The sequence below is a fragment of the Xanthomonas sp. NCPPB 3200 genome, from assembly GCF_056393585.1.
This window is the reverse complement of sequence record NZ_CM150785.1, coordinates 1,987,697-2,007,414: the sequence shown is the minus strand read 5'-3', so window position 1 is coordinate 2,007,414 and position 19,718 is coordinate 1,987,697. Positions and strand designations below refer to the sequence as shown.

Below are 19,718 nucleotides of genomic sequence, written 5' to 3'. Positions count from 1 at the left end.
GCCTGCCGGGGATAACCTGTGGACTTCATTCCCCACCGCCCTGAGCTGCTGCCTGCGCCGCTTCTTTCTCCGCTTCCTCGGCGACCGCTTCCCAATGGGCGACTCGCTTGTCGAGATCCTTGATGCGTGCGGTGAGCAGAGCGCGCAGGGACGGGTTCGTGGTTGCCCGGCGTGTGAAACCCGCGGTTTCCCTCATGAGCTGCGTGGAGGCGGCCATTGAGCGGGCACGCGCCGCCTTGTCCAGCGGTTCTGCTTTCAAACCGTCCGGTGTCGCCTGCAGCGACTTCAGCACCAGCGGATGCTTCGATCCCCAGGACATCAGTGCGCTCCCACTGCAGCAGACGCACGGGCATGCTGGGCAACCTCAGCCAGCATCGCCTGGGCATCGCCGCACGCAGCTGCAATCTCTGCCGCCTCGTTTGCGGTGATGCGGCCGTCAGCGATCGACTCGCCGATGATCTGGGCCAGCTTGCCCTTCGCCGACGACGCCAGCAGCAGCGCGGAAAGCATGTTGCCGCCGGTGGGCGTCTCGGTGCGCGTCAGGGTGTACCCGTGCTCGGCCGCCAGCGCGTGCAGGATGCGGTCGTCGCCGGTCACGCCCATGATCTGGCTCGCCTCGGCCAAGGTCAGGTGGTGCGTGGTGGTGTTCGGATTGACCTTGCTGCGCAGCACCGCGTCGGACATGGCGCGCTCGCGGCCATCGTCCTTCGTGGTGATCAAGCGAGTGGCAAGTGCAACGCTACCGCCCGGGTAGGAGTGAACGGTGTGGTATGCAGCGTCGGTGATGTTCATCGGGTTTCTGCCTGAACGTGGTTTCGAGTGACGGCGGCCGGCAACATCACGGCCATGGAGAACAACTGCTCTGGAACAGCACCGGCCTCAGCCGGAACGCATCAAAATGGCGTCGCCCTCAGCGCGGTACGCTGGTGCCCCCACGGCTCCAACGACTGCCCGCAAGGAGGGCGACATGGACAAAGAACAAGAAGACATTCCGGTGAGCCCAATCTCGGGATGGGACATATCTGCAGTGCAGGCGTATGGCGCTGGGCTGGTCACGTTCAAATACCTCGTGAGCTCAATGGAATCAGTCGCGCAAGCTCACACATCGCCCACGTACGCCTTGATGCCGCCACAACTTCGCGACCTCGCAAAAGCACTGACGGTGCTTGCCGATCAGCTGGAATCGTCACCGCCGACATCGGCAGGATCTCCGCAGCACTGACCGAGAACAGGAGGTGGTCCATCTCAGGCCACCTCCACGGGGACGATTCGCTCTGCGTCCAGATCGGACGGAGCCTTTGGTTCCTCGGTCGGCTGCGTGGCGACCAGCGCCAGGACGGTGGGCAGCGCAGGCAGCGGCGCGTCCTCGCCCCAGGCTTCGACCCGGTCGCGCGGCAGCTTCAACAACACGGCCAGGCCGGCGTCGTTCGAAAGGCCGAGCTTTGCGCGCAGCGCGCGCTTGGTGAAAGGAACTGCGCCCTGCACTTCGCAGATGCTCGGCTCTTCAGGCGCGCGCGCCGCGGTACCGACGATCGACAGATGGAGGTGATGCAGACGGACTGCGGCCATACCGCCGGGTTCGCGCGTGCGCCCCTGTTTGATGTCGCTGACGGCCTGCGGTGACTTGCCGATGAGCCGCCCGATTTCCGTCAGCGACTTGCCGCTCTCTTCGAGCCCCTTGATGCGATCCGACCAGGTCATGTCCATGGAACCCATGTTATGGGATGCCATAGATACAAGTCAACGGGATGCCATAACGCTATCCCGTAACAATTGCTCAATGACCATAGGTGAACGAATCAAGCAGGCACGGCAGCTCAAGGGCATGACGCGACCTCAGTTGTCCGAAGCCTCGGGCGTGAAGTACCCAACGCTTGCCGGCATCGAGAACAACGACCAGGCAGGTACAACCCAGCTGCCAGCTCTGGCGGAGGCCCTAGGCGTCAACATCAGGTGGCTGCAAACGGGCAAGGGCCCGAGAGAGGCAGAGGCGACTCTTACCGATGAATCTGAATACCTCCCCGTTACGGGTTGGTCACAGGCAGCCGGCCTGGGAACCGGCGCTGAGGCGCAAGAGTATGCCGAGACCCACAGCCTCCATTTCAAGAAAACCAGCCTGCGCCGCCGCGGAATCTTTGGCAGGCCGCTAGCCGTCTACTACGGCAAGGGCGACAGCATGGAGCCGACCATCCAGGACGGCGACGCCATCCTGTTCGATACCTCGGACACGCGGCCGGTCGACGGCAGCCTGTACGTCATCCAGGTCGACGGCATGGCCAACCCCGAGTACTACGTGAAACGCGCCCTCGTGCTCGAGGCCGGCGTGTACTTCCAAAGCGACAACCCCGCCGGCGACCACCAGTGGCGCAAGCCCAAGCCCATGGTGTCGAAGAAACACCCCATTACCATCATCGGTCGTGTCCACTGGGTGGGCGGCTGGCGGGACTGACATCCACGGCATCCCAAGGAGGGACCATGCAAGCGAACGATCAAGAAGAGAGCCAGACCAGCGTGCCGATCCGCTATGACGGCGGCGACGCAGCTCAGCATGAGATTGAACTCAATGGGTTAGGCGAGTCGCTGCAAGGCATGGCCCGAATACTCGCAGTTAGCAGTAATTTTCTGGCTACCGGGGAGTACACCAAGCAGTACCAGGCCATGGCCGTGAGAGTCATGGTCAGGGAGCCACGAGCGAACTGTTTTTCAATTGATGCTATTGTGAAGTTTGCGCAACAGCAGCAGCTGTTCAGCGGCCTTGCAGGCCCGGCACTTGGGGCATTGCTAGCTTGGATTTTTAGCCGCGCAAGCGGGAAGAGTGATGAGATGAAGATGCTCAAAGATGCTTTGGACAAGGTCCTGGCAATGCAGAGCAGCAACCAAGATAGGCTTCATTCCACGTTGGAGAAGATGGCGGACTCGCTGCGGCCGGCTATTAAACAGGCCGTCGCGCCCGTTGGGCGGTCCTGTACCCAGATGACGATCGCTCACAAATACGTAGTCGATGAAGCCACCGCGGAAGCAATTCGAAGCGAAGGCGAACTGGAAGTCGCCATAGAGCAGGATTGGAAATTAGTCATTTCAGAATTCGACCGGGAAAACAAAACCGCTAAGGTGCGCCTTGTCTCGGACGATTCGAAGCGCGTCCGCGCCAAGATCACCGACCCCTTGGCAGACATGACGCCTAACCCTTACCTGACAGCCTTTGCGCAGGGCTCCACTATCGAGGTGCGCGGTAAGGCAACGTTGAAAAATGGCGAGATCGAGCTTCTGTATATCAGCGACGTACGTACAAGCTGATTAGTGGGAAATCCGGTGCATCAGATCACCCCGCTCAGGCGGGGTTTTTGCTTTGTGGGGTCTGGTGCTCGCGGCTACAGCACCGGCTCGATCGTGGACTCACCCTCGGTCCTGGTGTGGATCCGGTAGGAGCGCATCTGTCCCGCCTCGACGAATATCTCGATGCTATGGCTGCGCGCCACCTGACGTTCCTCGCTGTTGGCCCCGCAAAGGCCCCTACCACCCACGGATCGTGAGGTGATGACGTGCCGGCCGGCGCTCAGGGCTATCACGGCTCGCTCGCCTGTCTCGAAGTGAGCGGCTGGCTTGCCGTAAAGCTGCTAGCCCTTACAGTTCTTGTCCATGTATCCGCGATATGCGGTGGTGCTGTCGAAGCCCATGCCTTGCAGGCGCTTGCGCTTGTCCTGGACCCTGCTCAACGTGTACTCCTCGATTTCCGCAGCACTTTTCGTGGGGTAAATGCTGGCATAGCGCTTCTTAAGTGCGCTGAGCCACTCATTCCAAAGTGCGCGGTCACCGCTCTTCATGGCTGCTGCCGTGCAGTTCGCCATTTCAGTGACTTCGATCTTGTTTGGCACAGCTGCAACACACACTGGCGACAGCAGCAGTCCAGCCGCTAACACAGCCAAAAATTTCATGGGCTTCCTTGTATAGAGGGCGCGCAGGCCTAGATCTGGCGCGCATGTGGATGGGGTTTCAAATGATCCGAGAAAATTTCTATGGAATCCCATTGACATGTGTCTATGGAATCCCATAGAGTTGCTCCGTCGCCCCAGTAACACGGTATTCCGCCGCGGGGCACGGAGACTCAGATGCGCGCCGTCACCGCTCGCCTCACCTGCCTGGCCCTCGCCGCCGCACTGGCCGCAGGCTGCGCCGTCACTGGCCAGCCCGCCGCAGAGCCCACCACCGCCACCGGTGAGGGCATCCCCGAACAGCTGTCGATCACCTCGCCGCGCTTCTGCGCCGCGCTGGCCGTCTATCAGCTGGCCACCGTCGACGACTGGAGCCTGCGCGCCGGCATCGCCCGCGCCGCCCTCAACGGCTTCGCCACCGCCGGCCGCGTGCCGGACTGTGCCGAGGGTGTCGCCGCCGTCCTGACCCGCGACGAGTTCAGCGCCCGACGCTGGCAGAACGCGCTCGACGCCGTAGACGCGGTCGACTCCGGCGACTACGCGCTGCCCAATTCCTGCGCCCGCGCCAACGCGGTGATGCCGGCCGATGCTGCCGCCTTCCCGGCAACCGCGCACGCGCAGTGCGTCATGCATGGCCTCGCCTTCGTCGAGGTGCAGCCGTGAGCGCCTGCGTTGATGTGCTGTCGGTGCTGGTCCAGGCAGGCCAGCGCGAGGTCGACGCCGGCCAGGCCAACATCGCCCAGATGGCGGCACACGCAGCGGTGGCCGACCTGTTCGAGAAAGGCCGCCAGCTCTCCGCCGACCTTGAGCACGCTATCGCGATCGCCAACGCCGGCAGCCCCGACACCGTGCACGTCCGCCACCCAATCCGCGTGGCGCTCGACCAGTTCGATGAGGCGCTGCGCGCCGCCGGCGGTGCCGTATGAGCCGCCAGTCCTACCGCCACACGGTGAAGGGCTTCCACTACGACGTGGACCTGCGCTGGGACGCCAACAGCAACAGCTGGCTGCTGCAGTCGCTCGTGCGCGGCGTGCCGTCCGTGTCGATCGTCATTGGCCGCAGCCACGGCATCGACTTCGTCGCGCCCGAGCCTGACGTCGCTAAGGGCCACTACATCTACGTGCGCGGCGCCTTCATCGACCTGCCGGAAGACAGCTGGCGCGAGCTCAAGTGCTGGTACGAAGCGATCGCGGATGCCGTCGCGCCGGTGCTGCCGGTCGAAGACCTGCCCCGCAACCTGCCACCCATCGCGCCGCCGCTGGCGCCCTACGCACAGCGCGCGCACGCATGAGCGCCAATCAGACACCCGAACAGCGCGCAGCGTTGGCCCGCGCCAAGAAGCCCGGCGCGCACCCGTGGCGCGTCTGGCAAGGCACCGCGAGCCAGGAGCGCGCCGTCGCGCGCCGCGCCGAAACCATCGTCCCCTACACCACCAGGTTGATCACGAAATGAGTCGACTCAGCGTTCTGTCACGGATCGATCAATTTTCCATGTTCGGTTACGTCTATGCGCTGCAAGTAGTGCAGCGCAGCCTCGAACGCTGTCGTCTCATCCTGGAAAGGATCCTGCCCCGTCGGGTAAATCTTCGCGTCAACAATGCTGCCGCCGGCACTCAAGACAGTAATTTTCGGGTCAAACCTGCCAGGCGGCCCGTTCATTTGCTCAGTGCTCGCCTGCACGGTAAATCCGCGGATAACACGCGTACTTCGAACCTCATGTTCGCTCATGGGGCAGCTCCTTCAGGGCCGACGGCCGTCGAACGGAGTATGCCCGCATGAGCCAGTCCAAGCTCCAGTCGTTTCTCGAAGCCAACGTCAGCACCGCGATCGGCTTCGCCATCAGCTGGGCTGTCACGCCGCCGATCCTGGCCGCGTTCGGCTACTCGGTCGGCGCCGGCAAGGCCTTCGGGATCACCGCGGCCTACACGGTCATCTCGATCGTGCGCGGCTACCTGGTCCGCCGGGCCTTCAACCGTATGGAGGCGCGGCGATGATCCAGCACCTGGTCAATGTGTCGGGCGGCAAGGACAGCACCGCCACGTATCTCAAGGCGATCGAGTCCGGCCGGCCGTTCCGCGCCGTGTTCGCCGACACCGGCAACGAGCACGAGGCCACGCTGGAGTATGTGGCGCGCTTGGCGGAACGAACCGGCGGGCCGGCTGTAGAAACAGTGCGGGCCGACTTCACCCGCCAGCTTGCGCAGCACCGCGCCTACATCCTGGAGAAGTGGCCAGCGCAAGGCATCTCGGACGCGATCGTGGAGCAGGCCGCCGCGCTGCATGAGCCGACCGGCAATCCGTTCCTCGACCTGTGTATTTCCAAGGGCCGGTTTCCAAGCCGGATGGCGCAGTTCTGCACGGAAGAGCTGAAGACCATCCCGATCACCACGCAAGTGGTTGGCGAGATGCTGCGTGCAGGCCCGGTGCTGCAGTGGCTTGGCATCCGGGCGGACGAAAGCCGCAATCGAGCGAAGCAGCCACGCTTCAATCGACACGAGTCCGGCTCCATGGTCTGGCGCCCTATCTTCCGGTGGACGGTGGCCGATGTCTGGGCCCAGCACCGGCGCCACGGCATCCCACCTAACCCGCTCTATGCCCAGGGCATGGGACGCGTTGGCTGTATGCCGTGCATCAACTGCCGGAAGAGCGAGCTGCGCGAAATCGCCTCGCGGTTCCCGGAGCAGATTGACCGCATCGAGCAATGGGAATCGATCGTGGCCTCGGCGAACAAGCGTCGATCCGCAACTTTCTTCCCCGCTGTGACTGACCCGACCGACCGCGACCGACCGGGTGAGTACTCGCGGATTCGCACGCTGGTGGAATGGGCACAGACCGATCGCGGCGGCCGGCAGTTCGCCATGTTTTTCGATGACCAGGCCGGCGGTGGCTGCACTTCGGATCTTGGCCTGTGCGAGATGGAGCAAGCCGCATGACCATCGCCCTCCTCGGCCGCGGCCTCGACGCCATCCTGCAGCACGACCTCGCCGGCATGCCGCGCCAGATCACCGACGCCGCGCGCTTGCAGCGCTACGAGTGCGCCTGCCAGCTGCGCCGCGCCCAGCTCTCACCCGAAGCCCGCGAGATCGACCAGCTGCGCGAGCAGTTCGGCCGCAACTACCAGACCGCCTGGCGCAACGGCCAGCGCCCAGACCTCACCCAGATGCCGCAGCGCTTCGCGGCGATCGACAAGGAGCACAACCGTGCGTGAGCGCCCCATCCTGTTCAACGGCGCCATGGTGCGCGCCATCCTGTCCGGCGCGAAGTCGCAGACGCGCCGGGTGGCGAAGCCGGTGAAGCATCCGGACCTTGGCAACGTCTACACCCCTGGCGCGCTGGTACTCGGGGGCGAGCCGCAGCACGTGATTGATCGCGCATGCCCCTTTGGACAGCCCGGCGACCGGCTGTGGGTCAAGGAAACGACAGTGCGCGTGGAAGAGCACGGGTACATCGGACCGGTCTACGCGGCCTCACAGGAAGGCGAGGACGTAATCAACTGGGGGCTTGCGCCGGCGCCCGATGACTGCACGGAAGTCGAGCCGTACGAGATCAAGCTGCGCCCGTCGATCCACATGCCGCGCTCAATGTGCCGCCTGCTGCTGGAGATCACCGACGTGCGCGTCGAGCGGCTGCAGGCGATCAGCGCTGCGGACGCCGAGGCCGAGGGCATCGACTTCCTGCGGCACGTACCTGACGCCGACGAAACCCTGACGCCCCAGCAGCTTTTCCACTGCCTCTGGGATGGCACCGGCGGCAACTGGGACGCCAACCCCTGGGTGTGGGTCATCTCCTTCCGTCGCCTCCCCTAATTCTCTCTCCAAGGACCAACCATGTTCTTTCGCAACCTCACCATGTTCCGCTTCCCCACCTCCCTCGACCTGTCCGCCGTCGAAGAGCGGCTGCCCCAGTGCGCGCTCAAGCCGGTCGGCGCGCTGGAGATGGCCTCCCGCGGCTTCGTCTCCCCGTTCGGCCGCGAGGAGACCGAGCAGCTCAGCCACCGGCTGGGCGACTTCCTCTGGCTGGCCGTCGGCGGCCAGGACAAAATGCTGCCCGGCGCAGTCATCAATGACGCGCTGGAGCAGAAGTGCGCGCAGATCGAGAAAGCCACAGGCGGCCGTGTGGGCGGTCGCTCGCGCAAGCGCCTGAAGGACGACATCATCCACGAGCTGCTGCCCAAGGCCTTCGTGCGCAACTCGCGCACCGACGTGATCCTCGACCTTGCGAACGGCCTGGCCATCGTCAACACCTCCAGCCGCAAGGTCGGCGAAAGCGTCGTGTCGGAGATCCGCGGCATGCTCGGCAGCTTCCCGGCCCTGCCCCTCAACGCCGAGGTGGCGCCGCGCGCCGTGCTCACCGGATGGATCGCCGGCGAGCCGCTGCCGGAATCGCTGAGCATCGGCGAGGAGGCCGAGCTGCGCGACCCGATCGAGGGCGGCGCCATCGTGAAGTGCCAGCACCAGGAGCTGCGCGGCGACGAGATCAACAAGCACCTGGAGGCCGGCAAGCAGGTCACCAAGCTGGCGCTGGTGCTGGACGATAACCAGTCGTTCGTCCTGGGCGAGGATCTGGTGGTACGCAAGTTCAAGCTGCTGGACGGCGCCATGGATCAATTGGAGACCGCAGAGGGCGATGGCGCGCGCGCCGAGCTGGATGCGCGCTTCGCGTTGCAGTCGGCTGAGATGCGCCGCCTGTTCCTGGTGCTCGAACAGGCGTTGCGCCTGTCGAAAGTGGAGGGCTGACCGATGAACGAACAATCCGGCAATTCCGGACATTTGAAGGGCGATGCGGGAAGCGGCGGGAATTGCCGCCACATCCTGAGCACTAGCGACGGGGCGCGCAGCTTCATTGCCGAATATTTCGCCGGCGAGTTGAAGCGCCATGACTTCGCCGCGTACATCAAGACCAGGTTGGCCGCCGACTTCGCGTGCGCGCTAGCGGTGCACCTCGCCGCCCGCCAGCCGGTGGGGCAGCGCCGATTCGCTGCGCATCCAAGCGGAGACGGTTCTATATGCCTCGCCGGGGATACTCGCCGGATGTGCTTGGATGACCTGCTGGCAGAACTGAACGCGCCGCGCGCGCCTGCTGCTGTGCCGGTGGATGTGAGTGAGCTCATCAACGCTTTCGACGACATCACCGGCTTGTGCCGTCACCTTCGACAAGGCGGGCCGGATGCGGACGACCTGCAAGGTTTGTCGGATGGATTGGAGGAAGCCATCGACATCGCGGCGCGCATGCTCGCCCGGTTTTCAGATCCAAGCGGGCATCCCGGTCATGCCGCCATCCACCCCCAGCCGGCAGCGACGAAGGATGGTGAGTGATGGCAGGTCCAATCCATGACCAGATTGTGGCGGCTGCTGTGCGCTGGCTCCGCCGCAATGGAGCTGCGGCCATTCTGTGTGATCCCTTTAAAGCCAATATCACCGAACAGCCGGATGCCATCGGTTGGCTTGAAAGTGCATCGGTCGCCATAGAAGCGAAGGCCAGCCGCTCCGACTTCCTGGCGGACGCGAAGAAGCCACATCGTGCCGATCCATCCAGGGCCGTTGGGGATTGGCGCTTCTACGCTGCGCCGCCCGGCATCATCGCCGTGGATGAGCTGCCGGCAGGATGGGGCCTTCTCGAATGGAATGGAAGCTGCCTCAAACCTGCCCACGGCGTGCCGCTTGGCAACTGCAACTGGTATGACGCGCCGTTCCGCGCTACATCGAACAAGCGAGCCGAGACCAGGCTGCTGGTGTCGGCGATCCACCGGCCTGAGTTCGTGCCAAGGCGGGGCGCAAAGCTGCGGCCGGGCATCAACTTCGATTCTTGGGCGAAGGTGGCCGACCAGCAGGCCAAGCCGGCAGGCGAGGTGCAGCCGTGATCACCAAGATGTTCAATTCGCCGCGCATCCTGTGGCAAGCCACCACCGAAGATGGCTTGACCGAGGTCGCCATCGGCGCGTCTGTCGATGCCGGCGGCACCATCGTGCTGGAGCAGGAGGGCCGGCACATCGTTATCGATCCGTCGTCGGTGCCTGAGCTGCGCAAGATGCTCAGCGAGCTGGCTGGCATCGCTAACGGGGTGCGCAATGTCTGACGGCTCCCGCACCCTTCCCCGCCAATCGCGCAGTAACGGGCTTGCCGTCGGCGGCCGACCCATCCGCGTGCCAGTCGGCAAGGCCACCGTGCGCCAGGTGCTGAAGCGCCACCTCCTCGAGGAGGGCAAGCGCATCCAGGACCTGGCCGAGCCGTGGCAGTGCTGCGTGCAGAACGTCTACGACCGCCTGTCGCGCGGGCGCGTGCTGGCGCCGGGCCATATCGATGCCGCGATCGCATTCCTGCGCCTGGACGAATTCGACGCGGCCGAGCTGCGCCTGCTGGGCGCGCGCGAGGCCGGCTGGAACATCGACACGAAGTACCTGCTGAAGGAGACACCCGATGCCTGACACCGAGACCGACCTGCGGCTCATCCCCATCAAGGACCTACCCAAAAAGATCGGGCTGAGCAAGGCGACGATCTACCGGCAGATAAAGGCCGGGAAATTCCCCAACCCGCACAAGGTCTGCTCGCGTTCGCTCTGGCTGTCGACCGAAGTGGACGACTGGATCATCCAGCAAACCGGATCACAGAGTGTGGGGCAGAGCATGGGGCACGCCGGCTGATAAACGAAAAAAGCCCCGCTTTACGGGGGCTTTCTTCTTGACATTGGCGGAGCGAGAGGGATTCGAACCCTCGATAGAGCTTTTGACCCTATACTCCCTTAGCAGGGGAGCCCCTTCAGCCGCTCGGGCATCGCTCCAGTTTTTGCGTCCTGCCGCGGTGTCCGTTGCAGGCCGCGAAGAATACCGGGTAAGAGGGGCTAACGTAAACCCTTTATGACGATCAATTCGAAGAATCGTCGCCTTGATGCGCACCGGAAGCGACCGGCTCATCCCCACGCTGGATCCGCTGATAGATTTCCTCGCGGTGTACAGCAACATCTTTCGGTGCGGTGATGCCGATACGCACCTGATTACCCTTGACGCCGAGTACGGTCACAGTGACCGAGTCGCCGATCATCAAGGTTTCGCCTACCCGGCGAGTGAGGATCAACATTTTGCAAATCTCCTGGAACCGGTGGGTTTCCCACCAGCATCGGCGGCCGACTGACGAGGCGCGCCCTAGGTAAAGGGAATAGACCGGAAATGGTAGCGGGACACCCTGCCAACCAGCAAGGCATACCAGGACAAGTGTTCAGCCCAAGTGTTGCTTGACCCAGGAGGGCACGCCTTCCAGCGCGGTCGCAAGGGCGGGACCATCCTCGCCACCACCCTGGGCGAGATCCGGACGACCGCCGCCCTTGCCTCCGATCTGACTGGCGATATGGCCGAGGAGTTCCCCCGCCTTCACCTTGCCAGTTGGGCTGCCGTTCACGCCGGCCACAAGCGCAACCTTGCCGCCAGCCGCGCCTGCCAACACGATGACCGAATCGCCCAGCTGCTGCTTGAGGCGATCCATCGCATCGCGCAACGCCTTGGCATCGAAGCCTTCCAGACGCACGGCGACCACCTTGACGCCTGCCACATCGACCGCGCTGGAACCCAGGTCTGCAGTTGCACCGGAGGCCAGCTTGGCCTTGAGCGACTCCAGCTCACGCTCGAGCCGCTTCTGACGTTCGGTGAGCGCGCGAACCTTGTCGACCACCTCGGTGGCATTGCCCCCGAGCAGGCTGGCTGCCTCGAGCAGACGTCGCTCTTCATCGGCGACATGGTCCAGAGCGCCCTGCCCGGTCACCGCCTCGATGCGACGCACGCCCGAGGACACACCGCCCTCGGAGGTGATCTTGAACAAACCGATGTCGCCGGTGCGGGTGACATGGGTGCCGCCGCAGAGCTCGGTGGAATAACCGCCCATCTTCAGCACGCGCACGTTCTCGCCGTACTTTTCGCCGAACAGCGCCATCGCGCCGAAATCCAGCGCCTCCTGCATGGCCATGTTGTGCACTTCCACGCTGTGGTTGGTGCGCACCTCGGCGTTGACCTTGCGTTCGATCACGGCGAGCTCTTCGGGTGTGATCGGCTGGAAGTGCGAGAAGTCGAACCGCAAGCGGTCCGGTGCAACCAGCGAGCCCTTCTGCTGCACGTGGGTGCCCAGCACCTCGCGCAGGGCCGCATGCAGCAGATGCGTGGCCGAGTGGTTGAGGATGGTCTTGCCGCGACGCTGCACGTCGATGCCGCCTGCCAGCACATCGCCCAATGCCAGCGCACCCTCGGTGATGCGCCCGACATGGCCATGGAACTGACCGGCAAACTTCTGGGTGTCAGTGATCTCGATGGAGACATCGCTACCGCTCAGCTGGCCGCTATCGCCGACTTGACCACCGGACTCGGCATAGAACGGCGTGCGGTCGGTGAACACGATGACCTCGTCGCCGGCTTCCGCGCGTTCAACTGGACGGCCCTGCTTGAGCAACGCCACGACCTTGAGTGCATCGGCATCGTAGGCCTCGTAGCCCAGAAACACCGTCGGCGACATGGTGGCGACCAGATCGGCCGGCAATGCGACGCCGCCACCGAACTTGCCGGCGGCACGCGCGGTCTCGCGCTGACGCTCCATGGCGAACTCGAAGCCCTCCATGTCCACGCGCAAGCCGCGCTCGCGTGCGATGTCGGAGGTCAGATCGACCGGGAACCCGTAGGTATCGAAAAGGCGGAACGCATCGGCGCCGGGAATCACTTCCTGCGAGCGCGCAGCAACGTCGTCGAAGATCTTCATGCCGGCGTCCAGCGTCTCGGCAAAACGCTCTTCTTCGGCCAGCAGTGCGCGCGCGACGGTCTCCCGCGCGACCACCAGTTCGGGATAGGCCTCGCCCATCAGCTCGACCAGGGTCGGCACCATCTTGCTGAAGAACGGCTGGCGTACCCCCAGCATCCAGCCGTGGCGCAGCGCACGCCGGATGATCCGGCGCAGCACATAGCCGCGGCCTTCGTTGGACGGCAGCACACCGTCGACGATCAGGAACGAACAGGCGCGGATGTGATCGGCGATCACCCGCAGCGACTTGTTCTCCAGATCGGTGACGCCGGTCAGCGCGCTGGCCTTGCCGATCAAGGCCTGGAACAGATCGATCTCGTAGTTGGTATGCACGTGCTGCAGGATCGCAGCCAGGCGCTCCAGGCCCATGCCGGTATCCACGCACGGGGCCGGCAACGGCACCAGGGTGCCGTCGGGCTGGCGATCGAACTGCATGAAGACCAGGTTCCAGATCTCGATGAAGCGGTCGCCATCCTCATCCGGGGAGCCCGGGGGGCCACCGGCGATGTGGTCGCCATGATCAAAGAAGATCTCGGTGCAGGGGCCGCACGGGCCGGTATCGGCCATCTGCCAGAAGTTGTCCGACGCGTACGGCGCACCCTTGTTGTCGCCGATGCGCACGATGCGGCTTTCCGGAATGCCGATCATGTCGCGCCACAGCGCGAAGGCTTCTTCGTCGGTGTGATAGACGGTGACCAGCAACCGCTCCGCCGGCAGCTTCCAGACCTGGGTCAGCAGCTCCCAGGCCCAGCTGATGGCGTCCTTCTTGAAGTAATCGCCGAACGACCAGTTGCCCAGCATCTCGAAGAAGGTGTGATGGCGCGCGGTGTAGCCCACCGAATCCAGATCGTTGTGCTTGCCGCCGGCACGCAGGCAGCGCTGTACGTCGGCCGCGCGCACGTAGCTACGCTTCTCCGCGCCGAGGAAGACGTCCTTGAACTGGACCATGCCGGAGTTGGTGAACAGCAAGGTCGGGTCGTTGCCCGGCACCAGCGGCGCGGATGGCACGATGGTGTGGCCCTTCCCCTCGAAGAACGCGAGGAAGTCACTACGGATCTGGGAAGTGCTGAATTTGGCGGATGCGTTCATGTGCTGGCATTGGGCGGGCGGCAGTCCCGGTCACCCAATGAGATGTGGGCGCAGATGAGCGGAACAACCTGAAACCACGAAGGGTAGCAGGCCTGACGCCCTCAGTCCTCAAGGTCGAAGCGCGTGGCGCTGCGAATGCTGTTGCCATCGAAACCACGCCGTGCCAGCAGATCGGCGGCCTTGCGCCGCTGCGGGAGATCGGTAGGCCCTTCCTCGCCGAAGCGACGGCGGATCAGGTCGCGCGCGTTTTCGGTCCAGTCGCCCTCAAACGTCGCCATTGCGGCGCTGATGGCATCGCTGTCCAGGCCGTGGGTTCCGAGCTCGGCGCGAATATGCAGTGGACCGTAGCCCGAACCTGCACGATTGCGTACGACCGAGGCCGCAAAACGGGTGTCGTCCTGCCACCCCTCCTCAGCCAGGCGCTCCACGGCCGCCTGTGCAGCGTCCGGCTCGATACCGCGTGCCAGCAGCTTGCGATTCAATTCCTTGCGCGAATGCTCACGCCGCACCAGCAATCCCAGTGCGCGTTGTACCGGCGTCTGCTCCTTGAACCGGCGTCCCCGCTTTGGCGCGGGCTGTTGCTCGTCCATCGTGGGTGTCCCGAGTACCAAAACCACACAGCATCAATGCGCCGTCCGTGGCGCCTGCCCTCCTGGCCCTCAATAGATCTACCGCGGGAAGCGACGGCACTGACTCCGCCGTCCCCGCGATAGAAAACCTGCCACAGCCGTCAGTGCTGCCGTTCTGCCATCAGGCGGACGCGGCCGGTAGGCAGAACCGGGGTGGCCCCACGCGGACGTCCCGGTTCGCGCTGCTGCCGAGACACCTGCCTGATGACGGCTGGGCTCGCACTGCCTGGCTGCTGTTATTCCTTCTCGACGTCGTCGCCGGCTTCGCGTGGCGCTTCGGCCGGCTGGAACTTCTCACGCAGCTCGGCTTCCAGCCGCACTGCAACCTGCGGGTTGTCGCGCAGATAGCCACGCGCGTTGTCCTTGCCCTGCCCGATGCGTTCTTCGCCGTAGCTGTACCAGGCGCCGGCCTTCTCGACCAGCTTGGCTTCCACGCCCATGTCGATCAGCTCACCCTCGCGGCTGATGCCTTCACCGTAGAGGATTTCGGTCACGACCTGCTTGAACGGGGGCGCCAGCTTGTTCTTGACCACCTTGATCTTGGTCTGGTTGCCGATGATTTCGTCGCCCTTCTTGATCGCGCCGATACGACGGATATCCAGACGGACCGATGCGTAGAACTTCAGCGCATTGCCGCCGGTGGTCACTTCCGGGCTCTGGCCCGGCATCATTACGCCGATCTTGTGGCGCAGCTGGTTGATGAAGACCACCAGCGTGTTGGAACGCTTGATATTGCCGGTCAGCTTGCGCAGCGCCTGGCTCATCAGGCGGGCCTGCAGGCCCGGCAGCTGGTCACCCATTTCGCCTTCGATTTCCGCCTTCGGAGTCAGCGCGGCGACCGAGTCGACCACCACGATGTCCACCGAACCGGAACGCACCAGCATGTCGGCGATTTCCAGCGCCTGTTCGCCGGTGTCCGGCTGCGACAGCAGCAGGTCGTCGACATTGACGCCCAGCTTGGCGGCGTAGATCGGGTCCAACGCATGCTCGGCGTCGATGAAGGCAGCGGTGCCGCCCTTCTTCTGGCATTCGGCAATCGCCTGCAGGGTCAGGGTGGTCTTGCCCGACGATTCCGGACCATAGATCTCCACCACGCGGCCCTTGGGCAGGCCGCCGATCCCCAGTGCGATGTCCAACATCAGCGAGCCGGTCGGAATGACTTCGACGGCCTCGATCACACGGTCGCCCATGCGCATCACCGAGCCCTTGCCGAATTGCTTCTCGATCTGGCTCAGTGCGGCGGAAAGGGCGCGCTTCTTGTTCTCATCCATCTGGGTGATCCTTGTCAGTGATTTCGGTGTAGGGCGAATGTAACGGCGGTGTATCGCACAGGCTGAGACTGGCTGCGACACACTCAGATTAGGGAGGTGGCCATGGCGATGGCAGCGGGAAATCCTGCGGCACCGGCTCGGGATAACGCCAGTGGGGCCATCGGCGCAGTACTCAACGATTCGGCCTCAACAGCCCGCAGTACAGGCCCTCGATCGCGAAATCCTGATCCGGCAACACTTCGATCGGCGCGTAGTCCGGGTTGCGCGGCAGCAGGCGGATGCGGTCCTTGCCGATCTTCAACAGCTTGACCGTGATCTCCTCATCGATGCGCGCCACCACGATCTGCCCCGAACGCGCGTCGCGGGTGCGGTGCACACCGATCAGGTCGCCGTTGAAAATACCTTCGTCGCGCATCGAGTCGCCCTGCACCTTGAGCAGATAGTCCGGCGACGGCGAGAAGAACACCCGGTCCAGCACCACGAAGTCGTCCGAGCCGATATCCGCGCCAATCGGCAGGCCTGCCGCCACGCGTCCCAGCACCGGCAGGCGCAGCACATCATCGCGCACCGGCTCGCCTGCAGCGGCAGGCGGGGTGCGCGACTGGGCGCCCTGCCCGGCCAGACGGATGCCGCGGGCCTGGCCGGGCACGCGACGGATCGCACCGGCCTGCTCCAATGCCTCCAGATGGTATTGCGCGCCGCGCACACCCTTGAAGCCGAAGGCGCGCGCGATCTCGGTCTGCGAGGGAGGTACGCCGTCTGCATCGATGCGCTCGGCGATCAAGGCCAGGATTGCTTGCTGGGTATCGGTCAGGTCCATGGTTAGTAGTATTACTACTAACTGACGCCTGCGCAATAGCCGTGTCGCTGGCTAGGCACGAGGCAGCCACCGGAGTCGGCACGCGTGCCGCGTTTAGCGTCGGCTGCGCCAGATGGAGAACAGTATCCAGACGCCGCACAGGGCTGCTCCGATGAACCCGCCGACGCCCAACGCGAGCAGCCAGCGGCTGGCACTGCCCCCGACACTGTTCATGACGATCGACGAGCCGATCACCAGCGCGGCAGTCACGATCCCCATGGTGAGCCGGTTGGCCGCGCGATCGACCTGCTCGCCGAACTCGCGCAATGCACGCGTTTCGATCTGCAGTTGCAGCTTGCCGCGCCGCGCTGCCTGCAGCAGCCGTTTGAGGTCGCGCGGCAGATCGCCGATCAGGTCGATCGCACCGGTCACGGTGCGACGGCTGCGCCGCAGCATCGCGCTGGGCGCATAACGCTGCAGCACCACGCGTTCGAGATACGGGCGCGCCTCGGTGGCCATGTCGAAATCCGGATCGAGCTGGCGTCCCATGCCTTCGAGCGTCAAAAACGCCTTGATCATCAACGCCAGATCCGACGGCAGGGTCAGCCCGTGATCACGCAGGATCGAGGTCACATCGCCCAGCATCGCGCCGATGCGCAGCTCCTTCAGCGGCACCCCGCGGTACTCGTCGACGAAGGCACCGATATCCTGCTGCAGCCGCGACTCATCGATCTCCAGGCTGGTACCAGCCCACTCCAGCAGTACGTCGATGACCGCTTCGGCGTCGTAGCTGACCATGCCATGCAGCAGTTGTGCGACCTGGAAGCGGCGCTGCTCGGAAACGCGCCCGACCATGCCGAAATCGATGACGGCGATGCGCCCGTCGCGCAGATAGAAAATGTTGCCCGGATGCGGGTCGGCGTGAAAGCAGCCATCCTGCAGCACCATCTTCAACACGATCCCGGCGCCGGTGCGTGCGAGCGCCTTGCGGTCCAGGCCGGCCGCATCCACGGCGACCAGATCCCGCCCCGGGATGCCGTCGATGAATTCCTGCACGTTGAGCGATTCGCAGGTCCACTGCCAATAGACAGACGGCACCACCACCTGGGGGTCGTTGACGAAATTGGCTGCGATGCGCTCGGCATTGCGGCACTCGGCGGCGAAATCGAGTTCGCGCCGCAGGGAGACGGTGAACTGCTGCACCACCTCGGCGGGGCGATAGCGCTTGAGATCGGGAGCACGCGTTTCCACGATTTCCGCCAGGCGTGCCAACAGGCGCAGATCCGCATCGATGACATCGCCAATGCCGGGGCGGCGGATCTTTAATACCACCGGCGTGCCATCGGCCAGCCAGGCGCGATGCGTCTGCGCCAGCGATGCCGCAGCCAGAGGCTGCTCGTCCAGGCGTGCGAACACGCTTTCCGGCTCCGCGCCCAGGGCTGCCACCAGTTGCGGGCGGATCTGTTCGAACGGCAGCGCGGGCACCGCGTTCTGCAGCTCACTCAGCTCCTCGATCCACTCCGGCGGCAGCAGGTCCACACGCGTGGCCAGCACCTGCCCCAGCTTGACGAAGGTCGGCCCGAGTTCCTCGAGCGCGCGCCGCACCCGCGTCGCGGCGGACATGCGCAGGCGGCCCTCGGCGTTATGCCAGTGCAGCAGCTTGCCGGCACGTTCGAGCACGTCGGCAAGCCCGATGCGCCGCACCACATCGCCGAATCCGTAACGGATCAGCACCGCGGCGATTTCCTGCAGCCGCCCCAGGTCCCGAACGGTGCCGAGCGCTTCCCACATCAGCACACCGCCTGCGATCGCGCTGCGGCAACAGGACAAATGGCGTTAACGTGCATCGCTGCATGTGTGCCGTCGCTGCGCGCACCCATTGAGCATGCACGACCACGCGCAACCGCCATGGCGGCATGATCGCTTGCGCACACGATGGCGCACCGAGCGGCCGCCTCCGGCATCGGTTGCCTGCCGGATGCGCGCAGGCCATCGGGCAACACCGGGACATCGCCAGCAGATCGGCACGGTACGGACAAAAACAACGCATGAGCAAACAGCGGAAGCATCGGCATGCGGGTTGAAGACGGGACCTTGTTTGTAGCCGATCTGCACCAGCCTGTCGCGTCATGGACGTTTGCCGGCTTAGCCGAGGTTGCGCCTACGCTTGCATCCTGGTGGCTTGGCAAGGGCGTGCCCAGGTCTTCAAGCCTTCATCCCGTAATCGCAAGGTCACCCCATACGTGCGCGGCGCGCCCAGACAATCAAGACTGCCGGGCAGCAGCGGATCGCGACCAAACGCAGCATCCTTGTAGCTGAGCCCGCCCTGCCGCATCAGGCCTGGGATGACGCCCTGCCGCAGCAGTTCGGTATCGATGTCGCGCGACACCACGCTGGGAATGGCACCCACCAGGAGCTGGTTGCGAGGAAATGACTGCGCTGAAAGTCGCTGAAGTCCTGGTAGGACAGCGCGGCATTGAGCAGACGGTTGTCACCTAGCCAGCTGGCCCTGGCGCCGAGCTCGTAGCGGTCGACGGATTCGCCGGAATTAGAGCAGTGCGCTCAAGCCCTGCAGCGCGGCAACCACGGTCTGACGCCGCACTGCATCGCGATCACCAGCGAACTGGAACAACTGCGCAGTGGCATAGCCGCCGCGCCGCTTCCAGCCGATCCATACCGTGCCGACCGGCTTGTCCTCACTGCCGCCACCCGGGCCGGCGATGCCGGTCACCGCCACCGCGATGCTCGCACCGGAATTGACCAGCGCGCCCGACACCATTTCGATCACCGTTTCGCGGCTGACCGCACCATGCACTTCCAGCGTCTGCGGCCGCACGCCCAGCAAGGCCTGCTTGGCCTCGTAGCTGTAGGCGGCCATGCCGCAATCGAACCAGTGCGAGGACCCCGCCACATCGGTGACTGCCTTGGCGATCCAGCCACCGGTGCAGCTCTCGGCAGTGACCAGGCGCTCGCGCGCGGCAAGCAGCTGTTGACCAAGGCGTTCGGCCAGCTGCTGCAGTTCGGAATCGGCGGACATGGACATGGGCACGGCGAGTGAAAGAGCAACCGACGTTTTAGCCGAATTCGCCGCGCCTGTCTGCGCTGGCGCCCAATCCGCGCCAGCGACGACGTGGCCAGGGTTCAGTGGCCGTGTGCAGCCGATGGCAACGGGCATCGGCTGCGCTGGTAACCGGATCGCAAGGATATCGGCGGCTGGCGGACATTCTC

The 19,718-nt window shown here is 64.5% G+C and carries 30 protein-coding genes and 1 tRNA gene; 17 read left to right on the top strand and 14 right to left on the bottom strand.

Annotated elements, in window-relative coordinates:
- Window positions 1–25: 25 nt before the first annotated feature.
- Window positions 26–319 carry a hypothetical protein gene (locus AC06DU_RS08825; RefSeq protein ID WP_478204102.1) on the bottom strand — a complete coding sequence of 98 codons (294 nt, stop codon included), beginning with the start codon at window positions 317–319 and terminating at the stop codon, window positions 26–28.
- Window positions 319–792, bottom strand: coding sequence for a phage regulatory CII family protein (locus AC06DU_RS08820; protein ID WP_104567172.1), 474 nt, complete (start codon window positions 790–792; stop codon window positions 319–321). Before AC06DU_RS08820 ends, AC06DU_RS08825 begins: the two co-directional genes overlap by 1 nt.
- 175 nt (window positions 793–967) lie before the next feature.
- Here AC06DU_RS08820 and AC06DU_RS08815 point away from each other — a divergent pair, with 175 nt between their 5' ends.
- On the top strand, window positions 968–1,222 hold the full coding sequence (locus AC06DU_RS08815; protein WP_478204101.1) for a hypothetical protein: 255 nt from the start codon (window positions 968–970) through the stop codon (window positions 1,220–1,222).
- Window positions 1,223–1,245: 23 nt separating this feature from the next.
- On the opposite strand, the gene AC06DU_RS08810 is transcribed toward AC06DU_RS08815, so the two are convergent.
- Complete coding sequence (locus tag AC06DU_RS08810; protein WP_478204099.1) at window positions 1,246–1,707, bottom strand: hypothetical protein; 462 nt, start codon at window positions 1,705–1,707, stop codon at window positions 1,246–1,248.
- Between the two features lie 73 nt (window positions 1,708–1,780).
- Here AC06DU_RS08810 and AC06DU_RS08805 point away from each other — a divergent pair, with 73 nt between their 5' ends.
- Window positions 1,781–2,449: an XRE family transcriptional regulator gene (locus tag AC06DU_RS08805; RefSeq protein ID WP_478204097.1), complete on the top strand. Its 669-nt coding sequence runs from the start codon at window positions 1,781–1,783 to the stop codon at window positions 2,447–2,449.
- Between the two features lie 26 nt (window positions 2,450–2,475).
- The gene (locus tag AC06DU_RS08800; protein WP_478204095.1) at window positions 2,476–3,297 is read left to right on the top strand and encodes a DUF7946 domain-containing protein; all 822 of its coding nucleotides are present in this window, start codon (window positions 2,476–2,478) and stop codon (window positions 3,295–3,297) included.
- Between the two features lie 320 nt (window positions 3,298–3,617).
- Here AC06DU_RS08800 and AC06DU_RS08795 read toward each other — a convergent pair whose 3' ends face one another.
- Window positions 3,618–3,935: a hypothetical protein gene (locus AC06DU_RS08795; protein WP_478204094.1), complete on the bottom strand. Its 318-nt coding sequence runs from the start codon at window positions 3,933–3,935 to the stop codon at window positions 3,618–3,620.
- A gap of 174 nt (window positions 3,936–4,109) precedes the next feature.
- Between AC06DU_RS08795 and AC06DU_RS08790 the strand changes: the two genes are divergently transcribed.
- Genes AC06DU_RS08790 through AC06DU_RS08775 form a run of 4 tightly spaced genes read left to right on the top strand, consistent with a single transcriptional unit; the run spans window position 4,110 to window position 5,384 of the window.
- Window positions 4,110–4,595: a hypothetical protein gene (locus tag AC06DU_RS08790; RefSeq protein WP_478204092.1), complete on the top strand. Its 486-nt coding sequence runs from the start codon at window positions 4,110–4,112 to the stop codon at window positions 4,593–4,595.
- Window positions 4,592–4,858, top strand: coding sequence for a hypothetical protein (locus AC06DU_RS08785; protein WP_478204090.1), 267 nt, complete (start codon window positions 4,592–4,594; stop codon window positions 4,856–4,858). Before AC06DU_RS08790 ends, AC06DU_RS08785 begins: the two co-directional genes overlap by 4 nt.
- Window positions 4,855–5,223, top strand: a complete 369-nt coding sequence (locus tag AC06DU_RS08780) for a hypothetical protein (protein ID WP_478204088.1) — start codon at window positions 4,855–4,857, stop codon at window positions 5,221–5,223. The genes AC06DU_RS08785 and AC06DU_RS08780 overlap by 4 nt, the downstream gene beginning before the upstream one ends.
- Complete coding sequence (locus AC06DU_RS08775) at window positions 5,220–5,384, top strand: hypothetical protein (protein ID WP_478204087.1); 165 nt, start codon at window positions 5,220–5,222, stop codon at window positions 5,382–5,384. The genes AC06DU_RS08780 and AC06DU_RS08775 overlap by 4 nt, the downstream gene beginning before the upstream one ends.
- Window positions 5,385–5,401: 17 nt before the next feature.
- Here AC06DU_RS08775 and AC06DU_RS08770 read toward each other — a convergent pair whose 3' ends face one another.
- Window positions 5,402–5,659, bottom strand: a complete 258-nt coding sequence (locus tag AC06DU_RS08770; protein WP_478204086.1) for a hypothetical protein — start codon at window positions 5,657–5,659, stop codon at window positions 5,402–5,404.
- A 47-nt stretch (window positions 5,660–5,706) separates the two neighbouring features.
- Here AC06DU_RS08770 and AC06DU_RS08765 point away from each other — a divergent pair, with 47 nt between their 5' ends.
- From AC06DU_RS08765 to AC06DU_RS08720, 10 genes are read left to right on the top strand one after another with little or no spacing between them, the layout of a single operon-like run.
- Window positions 5,707–5,925, top strand: a complete 219-nt coding sequence (locus AC06DU_RS08765; RefSeq protein WP_046933447.1) for a DUF7220 family protein — start codon at window positions 5,707–5,709, stop codon at window positions 5,923–5,925.
- Window positions 5,922–6,863 (top strand): phosphoadenosine phosphosulfate reductase domain-containing protein, encoded by a 942-nt coding sequence (locus AC06DU_RS08760; protein WP_478204085.1) that lies wholly within the window; start codon window positions 5,922–5,924, stop codon window positions 6,861–6,863. The genes AC06DU_RS08765 and AC06DU_RS08760 overlap by 4 nt, the downstream gene beginning before the upstream one ends.
- Entirely contained in the window at window positions 6,860–7,138 is a 279-nt protein-coding gene (locus AC06DU_RS08755; RefSeq protein WP_478204084.1) for a hypothetical protein, read from the top strand. Before AC06DU_RS08760 ends, AC06DU_RS08755 begins: the two co-directional genes overlap by 4 nt.
- The gene (locus AC06DU_RS08750) at window positions 7,131–7,736 is read left to right on the top strand and encodes a hypothetical protein (protein ID WP_478204083.1); all 606 of its coding nucleotides are present in this window, start codon (window positions 7,131–7,133) and stop codon (window positions 7,734–7,736) included. Before AC06DU_RS08755 ends, AC06DU_RS08750 begins: the two co-directional genes overlap by 8 nt.
- Before the next feature lie 21 nt (window positions 7,737–7,757).
- Window positions 7,758–8,666 (top strand): recombination-associated protein RdgC, encoded by a 909-nt coding sequence (locus tag AC06DU_RS08745; RefSeq protein ID WP_478204082.1) that lies wholly within the window; start codon window positions 7,758–7,760, stop codon window positions 8,664–8,666.
- A 3-nt stretch (window positions 8,667–8,669) separates the two neighbouring features.
- Window positions 8,670–9,245 (top strand): hypothetical protein, encoded by a 576-nt coding sequence (locus AC06DU_RS08740; RefSeq protein ID WP_478204081.1) that lies wholly within the window; start codon window positions 8,670–8,672, stop codon window positions 9,243–9,245.
- The gene (locus AC06DU_RS08735; protein WP_478204079.1) at window positions 9,245–9,790 is read left to right on the top strand and encodes a hypothetical protein; all 546 of its coding nucleotides are present in this window, start codon (window positions 9,245–9,247) and stop codon (window positions 9,788–9,790) included. The genes AC06DU_RS08740 and AC06DU_RS08735 overlap by 1 nt, the downstream gene beginning before the upstream one ends.
- Window positions 9,787–10,005 (top strand): hypothetical protein, encoded by a 219-nt coding sequence (locus tag AC06DU_RS08730; protein WP_478204078.1) that lies wholly within the window; start codon window positions 9,787–9,789, stop codon window positions 10,003–10,005. Before AC06DU_RS08735 ends, AC06DU_RS08730 begins: the two co-directional genes overlap by 4 nt.
- Window positions 9,998–10,354, top strand: coding sequence for a hypothetical protein (locus tag AC06DU_RS08725; RefSeq protein WP_478204076.1), 357 nt, complete (start codon window positions 9,998–10,000; stop codon window positions 10,352–10,354). Before AC06DU_RS08730 ends, AC06DU_RS08725 begins: the two co-directional genes overlap by 8 nt.
- Window positions 10,347–10,571 (top strand): helix-turn-helix transcriptional regulator, encoded by a 225-nt coding sequence (locus tag AC06DU_RS08720; RefSeq protein ID WP_478204074.1) that lies wholly within the window; start codon window positions 10,347–10,349, stop codon window positions 10,569–10,571. The genes AC06DU_RS08725 and AC06DU_RS08720 overlap by 8 nt, the downstream gene beginning before the upstream one ends.
- Before the next feature lie 44 nt (window positions 10,572–10,615).
- Here the strand turns inward: AC06DU_RS08720 and AC06DU_RS08715 are convergent.
- From AC06DU_RS08715 to AC06DU_RS08675, 9 genes are all read right to left on the bottom strand, one after another.
- A tRNA-Ser gene (locus AC06DU_RS08715) sits at window positions 10,616–10,708 on the bottom strand.
- 83 nt (window positions 10,709–10,791) lie between these two features.
- Window positions 10,792–11,004, bottom strand: a complete 213-nt coding sequence (gene csrA, locus AC06DU_RS08710; RefSeq protein ID WP_024939585.1) for a carbon storage regulator CsrA — start codon at window positions 11,002–11,004, stop codon at window positions 10,792–10,794.
- 138 nt (window positions 11,005–11,142) lie between these two features.
- Window positions 11,143–13,791, bottom strand: coding sequence for an alanine--tRNA ligase (gene alaS, locus AC06DU_RS08705; RefSeq protein ID WP_154831830.1), 2,649 nt, complete (start codon window positions 13,789–13,791; stop codon window positions 11,143–11,145).
- Window positions 13,792–13,892: 101 nt separating this feature from the next.
- Window positions 13,893–14,381: a recombination regulator RecX gene (gene recX, locus AC06DU_RS08700; RefSeq protein WP_024939583.1), complete on the bottom strand. Its 489-nt coding sequence runs from the start codon at window positions 14,379–14,381 to the stop codon at window positions 13,893–13,895.
- A 275-nt stretch (window positions 14,382–14,656) separates the two neighbouring features.
- Complete coding sequence (gene recA / locus AC06DU_RS08695) at window positions 14,657–15,691, bottom strand: recombinase RecA (protein ID WP_016904265.1); 1,035 nt, start codon at window positions 15,689–15,691, stop codon at window positions 14,657–14,659.
- A 172-nt stretch (window positions 15,692–15,863) separates the two neighbouring features.
- Entirely contained in the window at window positions 15,864–16,511 is a 648-nt protein-coding gene (gene lexA, locus AC06DU_RS08690; RefSeq protein WP_102256348.1) for a transcriptional repressor LexA, read from the bottom strand.
- Between the two features lie 93 nt (window positions 16,512–16,604).
- Window positions 16,605–18,281: a 2-polyprenylphenol 6-hydroxylase gene (gene ubiB / locus AC06DU_RS08685; protein WP_054591131.1), complete on the bottom strand. Its 1,677-nt coding sequence runs from the start codon at window positions 18,279–18,281 to the stop codon at window positions 16,605–16,607.
- 370 nt (window positions 18,282–18,651) lie between these two features.
- Window positions 18,652–18,900: a hypothetical protein gene (locus tag AC06DU_RS08680; RefSeq protein WP_146091078.1), complete on the bottom strand. Its 249-nt coding sequence runs from the start codon at window positions 18,898–18,900 to the stop codon at window positions 18,652–18,654.
- A 138-nt stretch (window positions 18,901–19,038) separates the two neighbouring features.
- On the bottom strand, window positions 19,039–19,533 hold the full coding sequence (locus tag AC06DU_RS08675; protein ID WP_039515969.1) for a CinA family protein: 495 nt from the start codon (window positions 19,531–19,533) through the stop codon (window positions 19,039–19,041).
- Window positions 19,534–19,718 lie beyond the last annotated feature (185 nt).

What these genes read in the sequence shown, in the direction of transcription:
- AC06DU_RS08825 (WP_478204102.1), bottom strand. Translation starts at nt 319, where the DNA reads ATGTCCTGGGGATCGAAGCATCCGCTGGTGCTGAAGTCGCTGCAGGCG.
- AC06DU_RS08820 (WP_104567172.1), bottom strand. Translation starts at nt 792, where the DNA reads ATGAACATCACCGACGCTGCATACCACACCGTTCACTCCTACCCGGGC.
- AC06DU_RS08815 (WP_478204101.1), top strand. Translation starts at nt 968, where the DNA reads ATGGACAAAGAACAAGAAGACATTCCGGTGAGCCCAATCTCGGGATGG.
- AC06DU_RS08810 (WP_478204099.1), bottom strand. Translation starts at nt 1,707, where the DNA reads ATGGACATGACCTGGTCGGATCGCATCAAGGGGCTCGAAGAGAGCGGC.
- AC06DU_RS08805 (WP_478204097.1), top strand. Translation starts at nt 1,781, where the DNA reads ATGACCATAGGTGAACGAATCAAGCAGGCACGGCAGCTCAAGGGCATG.
- AC06DU_RS08800 (WP_478204095.1), top strand. Translation starts at nt 2,476, where the DNA reads ATGCAAGCGAACGATCAAGAAGAGAGCCAGACCAGCGTGCCGATCCGC.
- AC06DU_RS08795 (WP_478204094.1), bottom strand. Translation starts at nt 3,935, where the DNA reads ATGAAATTTTTGGCTGTGTTAGCGGCTGGACTGCTGCTGTCGCCAGTG.
- AC06DU_RS08790 (WP_478204092.1), top strand. Translation starts at nt 4,110, where the DNA reads ATGCGCGCCGTCACCGCTCGCCTCACCTGCCTGGCCCTCGCCGCCGCA.
- AC06DU_RS08780 (WP_478204088.1), top strand. Translation starts at nt 4,855, where the DNA reads ATGAGCCGCCAGTCCTACCGCCACACGGTGAAGGGCTTCCACTACGAC.
- AC06DU_RS08775 (WP_478204087.1), top strand. Translation starts at nt 5,220, where the DNA reads ATGAGCGCCAATCAGACACCCGAACAGCGCGCAGCGTTGGCCCGCGCC.
- AC06DU_RS08770 (WP_478204086.1), bottom strand. Translation starts at nt 5,659, where the DNA reads ATGAGCGAACATGAGGTTCGAAGTACGCGTGTTATCCGCGGATTTACC.
- AC06DU_RS08765 (WP_046933447.1), top strand. Translation starts at nt 5,707, where the DNA reads ATGAGCCAGTCCAAGCTCCAGTCGTTTCTCGAAGCCAACGTCAGCACC.
- AC06DU_RS08760 (WP_478204085.1), top strand. Translation starts at nt 5,922, where the DNA reads ATGATCCAGCACCTGGTCAATGTGTCGGGCGGCAAGGACAGCACCGCC.
- AC06DU_RS08755 (WP_478204084.1), top strand. Translation starts at nt 6,860, where the DNA reads ATGACCATCGCCCTCCTCGGCCGCGGCCTCGACGCCATCCTGCAGCAC.
- AC06DU_RS08745 (WP_478204082.1), top strand. Translation starts at nt 7,758, where the DNA reads ATGTTCTTTCGCAACCTCACCATGTTCCGCTTCCCCACCTCCCTCGAC.
- AC06DU_RS08740 (WP_478204081.1), top strand. Translation starts at nt 8,670, where the DNA reads ATGAACGAACAATCCGGCAATTCCGGACATTTGAAGGGCGATGCGGGA.
- AC06DU_RS08735 (WP_478204079.1), top strand. Translation starts at nt 9,245, where the DNA reads ATGGCAGGTCCAATCCATGACCAGATTGTGGCGGCTGCTGTGCGCTGG.
- AC06DU_RS08725 (WP_478204076.1), top strand. Translation starts at nt 9,998, where the DNA reads ATGTCTGACGGCTCCCGCACCCTTCCCCGCCAATCGCGCAGTAACGGG.
- AC06DU_RS08720 (WP_478204074.1), top strand. Translation starts at nt 10,347, where the DNA reads ATGCCTGACACCGAGACCGACCTGCGGCTCATCCCCATCAAGGACCTA.
- csrA (WP_024939585.1), bottom strand. Translation starts at nt 11,004, where the DNA reads ATGTTGATCCTCACTCGCCGGGTAGGCGAAACCTTGATGATCGGCGAC.
- alaS (WP_154831830.1), bottom strand. Translation starts at nt 13,791, where the DNA reads ATGAACGCATCCGCCAAATTCAGCACTTCCCAGATCCGTAGTGACTTC.
- recX (WP_024939583.1), bottom strand. Translation starts at nt 14,381, where the DNA reads ATGGACGAGCAACAGCCCGCGCCAAAGCGGGGACGCCGGTTCAAGGAG.
- recA (WP_016904265.1), bottom strand. Translation starts at nt 15,691, where the DNA reads ATGGATGAGAACAAGAAGCGCGCCCTTTCCGCCGCACTGAGCCAGATC.
- lexA (WP_102256348.1), bottom strand. Translation starts at nt 16,511, where the DNA reads ATGGACCTGACCGATACCCAGCAAGCAATCCTGGCCTTGATCGCCGAG.
- ubiB (WP_054591131.1), bottom strand. Translation starts at nt 18,281, where the DNA reads ATGTGGGAAGCGCTCGGCACCGTTCGGGACCTGGGGCGGCTGCAGGAA.
- AC06DU_RS08675 (WP_039515969.1), bottom strand. Translation starts at nt 19,533, where the DNA reads ATGTCCATGTCCGCCGATTCCGAACTGCAGCAGCTGGCCGAACGCCTT.